Raw genomic sequence first — 5,540 nt, 5'->3', positions numbered from 1 at the left:
GGCTTGAGGGCTTTCAGGCGGCGTTGGCCGAATCCGGCCTCGGTGAGGGCCGGGTCGCGGTCCCGAAGCAGGTGCACTTCGGGTCGAAGCCGGCCGAGGAGGCCGCACTGCCGCTGCTGGACGCGCCGGACCGGCCCACCGCCATCTTCGCCTACAACGACATCGCCGCGATGGGGGTCTACCACGCCGCCCGGCGGCTGGGGCTGTCGATCCCGCATGACCTGTCGGTGGTCGGCTTCGACGACTACGAGAACGTGGCCAGCGAACTGTACCCGGCGCTGACGACGATGGCGCTGCCGCACCGGGTGATGGGTCAGCTGGCGGTGGGGGCGCTGCTGTCGCGGCTCGGCGTCGTGGAGGACCCGGCTCCGCCCGGGGTCACCCGCGTCGAGTGCCCCGAGGTGATCCGCGAGTCGGTGGCGCCGCCGGCCTCGTAGGGGCGTCCGGGCGTCTCTACCGTTGCGTTACGGACGTGTTAGAGCCATGTAACGGCCCTGGGCACGCGCGTTGGAGGGGCAGTCGGGGGCTACGGTGCCACCGGCGGCGCACGCCGAAACCCCTGGTCCCAGGGGTTTCGCGGACGCGCCGCGCTTCACTGCCAACCACGGGAGTATCTATGCACCTCGAACCACGTGAGCAGGAGAAGCTGCTCATCGTCGTGGCCGGCGACCTCGCGCGCCGCCGGCGCGAGCGCGGTCTCAAGCTCAACCATCCCGAGGCGGTGGCCTTCATCACCGCCGAGCTGCTTGAGGCGGCCCGCGACGGCCGGACGGTCGCCGACCTGATGTCCTACGGCACGACCCTGCTCTCCCGCGACGACGTGATGGACGGCGTCCCGGAGATGATCCACGCCGTGCAGCTCGAGGCGACGTTCCCGGACGGCACGAAGCTCGTCACCGTTCACGATCCGATCCGCTGAGGCCGAAGGAGAACCGATGATTCCCGGCGAATACCACCTGGCCGACGGGCCGATCGCGATCAACGAGGGCCGCCCGACCGTCGAGGTCGAGGTCACCAACACCGGAGACCGCCCCGTGCAGGTCGGCTCCCACTACCACTTCGCCGAGGTGAACCCGGCGCTCCGCTTCGACCGGGACGCCGCCCACGGCTTCCGCCTCGATATCCCCGCCGGCACGGCCGCCCGCTTCGAGCCGGGGGACGCGCGCACGGTGACGCTGACGGCCATCGGCGGCGACCGCGCCGTCTACGGCCTCGCGAACCTCACCGACGGCCCCCTCGACTGAGAAGGAGAACCCACCCATGAGCCGAGAATTGAGCCGTCGCGAGTACAGCGATCTCTACGGGCCGACGACGGGCGACTCCGTCCGCCTGGCCGACACCGACCTGTTCGCCAAGGTCGAGAAGGACTACACCCACTACGGCGACGAGGTCGTCTTCGGCGGTGGCAAGGTGATTCGCGACGGCATGGGCCAGAACGGACGCCTCACCCGCGACGAGGGCCCCGTCGACACCGTCATCACGAACGCCCTCATCCTGGACGCCTCCGGCATCGTCAAGGCCGACATCGGCCTCAAGGACGGCCGCATCGTCGGCATCGGCAAGGCCGGCAACCCCGACACCCAGTCGGGCGTCGACATCATCGTCGGCACTGCCACAGAGGCGATCGCGGGCGAGGGCAAGATCGTGACCGCGGGCGCCATCGACTCCCACATCCACTTCATCTCGCCCACCCAGATCGGCACGGCGCTGGCGTCCGGCGTGACGACGATGATCGGCGGCGGCACCGGCCCGGCCGACGGCACGAACGCCACGACGATCACCCCGGGCGCCTGGCATCTCGCGCGCATGCTGCAGGCGGCGGAGCAGTTCCCGATGAACCTGGGCTTCATGGGCAAGGGGCATGCCTCGGCGACCGAACCGATCGCCGAGCAGCTCGCCGCCGGCGCGATGGGCCTGAAGATCCACGAGGACTGGGGCACGACGCGGGCCTGCATCGACACCTCGCTCAAGGTCGCCGACGAGTACGACGTGCAGGTCGCGATCCACACCGACACGCTCAACGAGTGCGGGTTCGTCGAGGACACGATCAAGGCCATCGACGGGCGGGTCATCCACACGTTCCACACCGAGGGCGCCGGCGGCGGCCACGCGCCCGACATCATGGTGATGGCGGGCCTGCCCAACGTGCTGCCGAGCTCCACGAACCCGACGCTGCCCTTCACGCGCAACACCGCCGAAGAGCACCTCGACATGCTCATGGTGTGCCACCACCTCAACCCCGACATCCCCGAGGACGTGGCGTTCGCCGACTCCCGCATCCGGCCCGAGACGATCGCGGCCGAGGACGTCCTGCACGACCTCGGCATCTTCTCGATGACCAGCTCCGACTCCCAGGCGATGGGGCGCGTCGGCGAGACGATCATCCGCACGTGGCAGATGGCGAACCACATGAAGAAGACCCGCGGCGCGCTGGAGGGCGACGCGGACTTCGACGACAACAACCGCATCAAGCGCTACGTCGCCAAGTACACGATCAATCCGGCGATCGCCAACGGCATCAGCGACGTCGTCGGGTCGGTCGAGGTGGGCAAGTGGGCCGACCTGGTCATCTGGCAGCCGGCGTTCTTCGGCGTGAAGCCCGACATCATCCTCAAGGGCGGCCAGATCACGCACGCGGTCATGGGGGACGCCAACGCGTCCATCCCGACGCCCGAGCCGACGCTCATGCGGGACATGTTCGGCGCGTATGGGTCGGCCGTGCACGAGGGGTCGTTCACGTTCGTCTCGCAGGCCGCGCTGGACGCCGGCGTCCCCGAGAAGCTGGGGCTGCGCAAGCAGGTGCACGCGGCGTCCGGGGTGCGGAACCTCACGAAGGCCGACATGGTGCACAACAGCGCGACACCGACGGTCAAGGTCGACCCGCAGACGTACCAGGTGCACGTCGACGGGGAGCTCATCGAGTCGGTGCCGGCCATGGAGCTGGCGATGGCCCAGCGGTACTTCCTCTTCTGAGGGCCGCCGCGTGATCATCACCGCGATCGAGGGCAACCTGGCCGACCTGCCCGCCGCCGAGCGCGAACAGCTGCACGTCGAACGGGTCCAGCTCGCCTCGGCGGACCTGACGAAGCGCATCCAGCGCGTCAGGTCCGACCACGGGCGCGAGTTCGGCCTCCGGCTGGCTGCGGACGCCGACCTGCGCGACGGCGACATCCTGCTCCGCGAGGGGAGCGACGTCGTCGCGGTGTCGGTCGTCTCGCAGGACGTCATCGTGATCGCCCCGCGCAGCGTCGTCGAGGCGCTGCGCGTGGCGCACGGGCTCGGCAACCGGCACCTGCCCGCGCAGTTCTTCGCCGACTTCAAGGCCCCGGGCCTCGACACGTCGGCGGGGGTCATGGTCGTGCAGCACGACCGGACGGTCACCCACTTCCTCGACCATGAAGGCACGCCGTACGCCGTCGTCGAGCGGGTGATGGAGGTGCCCTTCCGGCATGCCGCCCACACCCACTGACCTGCCGGCGTACCTGCTGCCGCTGCTGCAGTTCGCCGACTCGGCCCTGCCCACCGGGGCGTTCAGCCACAGCTTCGGGCTGGAGACCTACGTCGCCGAGGGCGTCGTGCACGACCGCGACAGCTGCGCCGCCTGGCTGGACGCCTACGTTCGCGACCAACTCACGACCACGGACGCTCTCGCCGCCCACCTGACGGCGACGGCGTCCGCGATCGAGACGGTCTGGGAGGTCGACGACCTCCTGCGCGCCCAGGCCCTGCCGAGGCAGGTCCGGGACGCCGGCGCCCATCTCGGACGCCGCACCGTCGCCATCGCCGCGGCGAACCATCCCTCACCCTGGCTGCTGGCCTACGCCGAACGCATCGAGGCCGGCCTCGCGGCGGGCCATCCGGCGATCGCGACCGCCCTCGTGGGGAGGGCGCTGGGGGCGCCGGCGTCCACGGTCGTCGCGATCGTGCTGCACGCGGCGGTGACGTCGCTGACGCAGAACGCCGTCCGGGCGGTGCCCCTCGGCCAGGACGCCGGCCAGTACGTGCTCGCGCACGTGCAGCCGCGGGTCGCCCAGGCGGCCGCGGCGGCGTCCGAGCTGCCGATCGAGGCGCTGGGCGCGGTCGCGCCCGGCCTCGAGATCGCGCAGATGCGCCACGAGCGCCAGCGGGCGCGCATGTTCATGAGTTGAGAAGGAGAAACAGATGCCCACCAGCCGAGGACCCGTCCGGGTCGGCGTCGGCGGCCCCGTCGGGGCCGGCAAGACCGCCCTGATCGAGCGGATCGCCGCCGCCATGGCCGGCGAGATCTCCATGGCCGCCGTCACGAACGACATCTACACGATCGAGGACGCGAAGATCCTCGCGGCGACCGGCGTGCTGCCGGTCGACCGGATCGTCGGCCTCGAGACGGGCGGCTGCCCGCACACGGCGATCCGCGAAGACACGTCGATGAACGAGACCGCCATCGCCGACCTCGTCGCGCGACACCCCGACCTGGAGCTCGTCTTCGTGGAGTCGGGCGGCGACAACCTGTCGGCGACCTTCAGCCCCGAGCTGGTCGACTTCTCGATCTACATCATCGACGTGGCCCAGGGCGAGAAGATCCCGCGGAAGGCGGGGCAGGGGATGATCCGGTCCGACCTGTTCGTCATCAACAAGACCGACCTGGCGCCGCATGTGGGCGCCGACCTCGCGGTCATGGAGGCCGACTCACGCGTGTTCCGCGGTGAGCGTCCGTTCTGCTTCACGAACCTGCGCACCGACGAGGGGCTCGACGGCGTCCTGACCTGGCTGCGGCACGACGTGTTGATGCTGGATCTCGGATGACGATCGTGGACGCACCGCCCGCCCCGATCGCCGGCGTCGATCGCGCCGCGATGGGCTCGGTCGCCCTGCGCGTGGAGCGCCGGGGCGACCGGTCGGTGGTGGCCGGCCAGTGGCACGAGGGCTCGCTGCGCACGCTGCGCCCCCTCTACCTCGAACCCGGCGGGCTCGTGACCTCGGTGATCGTCAACCCCGGCGGCGGCTACCTCGGTGGGGACGCCTACCGGCAGCGGTTCGAGGTCGGGCGGGCGGCGTCCGCCCTGGTGACGACGCAGTCGGCGACCCGGATCTACCGGACGCCGACCGCGCCGGCCACCCAACACACGACCGTCGTCCTGGACGCCGACGCGACGCTCGAACTCGTGCCCGACCAGGTCATCGCCTACGCGGACGCCCGCTACGACCAGCGGACCCGGGTCGAGATGGCCGCCGACGCCGGCTACGTCGCCGCCGAGATCGTGACGCCCGGCTGGGCCCCCGACGGGACGCCGTTTCGCTACGAGTGGGTCCGCAGCCGGACGGAGGTCGTCGTCGCCGGACGGCTCGAGGTGCTCGACAACCTGCTGCTCGCGCCCCGCGACGGCGTCGTCGGCGGCCTGGAGGGGCACACGCACGTCGGGTCGCTGCTCGCGGTCGCGCCCGGCATCGACCAGGCGCGCGTGGACGCCGTGGCCGCCCTGCTGGAGGGTCCGCTGCCCGGCGACCCCGACCGTCGCGGCCCCGACCGTCCCGGCCCCGACCGTCCCGGACGCCGCGGC

The 5,540-nt window shown here is 71.2% G+C and carries 8 protein-coding genes; all 8 read left to right on the top strand.

Annotated elements, in window-relative coordinates; translation table 11 throughout:
• Window positions 1-437, top strand: a 437-nt coding sequence (locus WMJ97_RS14205; RefSeq protein ID WP_347349661.1) for a substrate-binding domain-containing protein, incomplete at its 5' end; no start/stop codon positions are given.
• Window positions 438-616: 179 nt separating this feature from the next.
• Window positions 617-919 (top strand): urease subunit gamma, encoded by a 303-nt coding sequence (locus WMJ97_RS14200; protein WP_347349660.1) that lies wholly within the window; start codon window positions 617-619, stop codon window positions 917-919.
• Window positions 920-935: 16 nt separating this feature from the next.
• Window positions 936-1,244, top strand: a complete 309-nt coding sequence (locus tag WMJ97_RS14195; protein WP_347349659.1) for an urease subunit beta — start codon at window positions 936-938, stop codon at window positions 1,242-1,244.
• 16 nt (window positions 1,245-1,260) lie between these two features.
• The gene (gene ureC, locus WMJ97_RS14190; RefSeq protein WP_347349658.1) at window positions 1,261-2,973 is read left to right on the top strand and encodes an urease subunit alpha; all 1,713 of its coding nucleotides are present in this window, start codon (window positions 1,261-1,263) and stop codon (window positions 2,971-2,973) included.
• 10 nt (window positions 2,974-2,983) lie between these two features.
• The gene (locus WMJ97_RS14185) at window positions 2,984-3,469 is read left to right on the top strand and encodes an urease accessory protein UreE (RefSeq protein WP_347349657.1); all 486 of its coding nucleotides are present in this window, start codon (window positions 2,984-2,986) and stop codon (window positions 3,467-3,469) included.
• Window positions 3,450-4,148, top strand: coding sequence for an urease accessory protein UreF (locus tag WMJ97_RS14180; protein WP_347349656.1), 699 nt, complete (start codon window positions 3,450-3,452; stop codon window positions 4,146-4,148). Before WMJ97_RS14185 ends, WMJ97_RS14180 begins: the two co-directional genes overlap by 20 nt.
• Window positions 4,149-4,161: 13 nt before the next feature.
• Entirely contained in the window at window positions 4,162-4,785 is a 624-nt protein-coding gene (gene ureG, locus WMJ97_RS14175; protein ID WP_347349655.1) for an urease accessory protein UreG, read from the top strand.
• The coding region (locus tag WMJ97_RS14170) for an urease accessory protein UreD (RefSeq protein ID WP_347349654.1) at window positions 4,782-5,540 on the top strand (759 nt) is incomplete at its 3' end. The genes ureG and WMJ97_RS14170, both read left to right, overlap by 4 nt.

This window comes from Nigerium sp., assembly GCF_039811905.1.
GTDB lineage: Bacteria > Actinomycetota > Actinomycetes > Propionibacteriales > Propionibacteriaceae > Propioniciclava.
The sequence above is the reverse complement of the archived record's forward strand: the minus strand, read 5'-3'. Positions and strand labels throughout refer to the sequence as shown.

Coding starts and splice junctions, on each gene's coding strand:
- WMJ97_RS14200 (WP_347349660.1), top strand. CDS start 617: ATGCACCTCGAACCACGTGAGCAGGAGAAGCTGCTCATCGTCGTGGCC.
- WMJ97_RS14195 (WP_347349659.1), top strand. CDS start 936: ATGATTCCCGGCGAATACCACCTGGCCGACGGGCCGATCGCGATCAAC.
- ureC (WP_347349658.1), top strand. CDS start 1,261: ATGAGCCGAGAATTGAGCCGTCGCGAGTACAGCGATCTCTACGGGCCG.
- WMJ97_RS14180 (WP_347349656.1), top strand. CDS start 3,450: ATGCCGCCCACACCCACTGACCTGCCGGCGTACCTGCTGCCGCTGCTG.
- ureG (WP_347349655.1), top strand. CDS start 4,162: ATGCCCACCAGCCGAGGACCCGTCCGGGTCGGCGTCGGCGGCCCCGTC.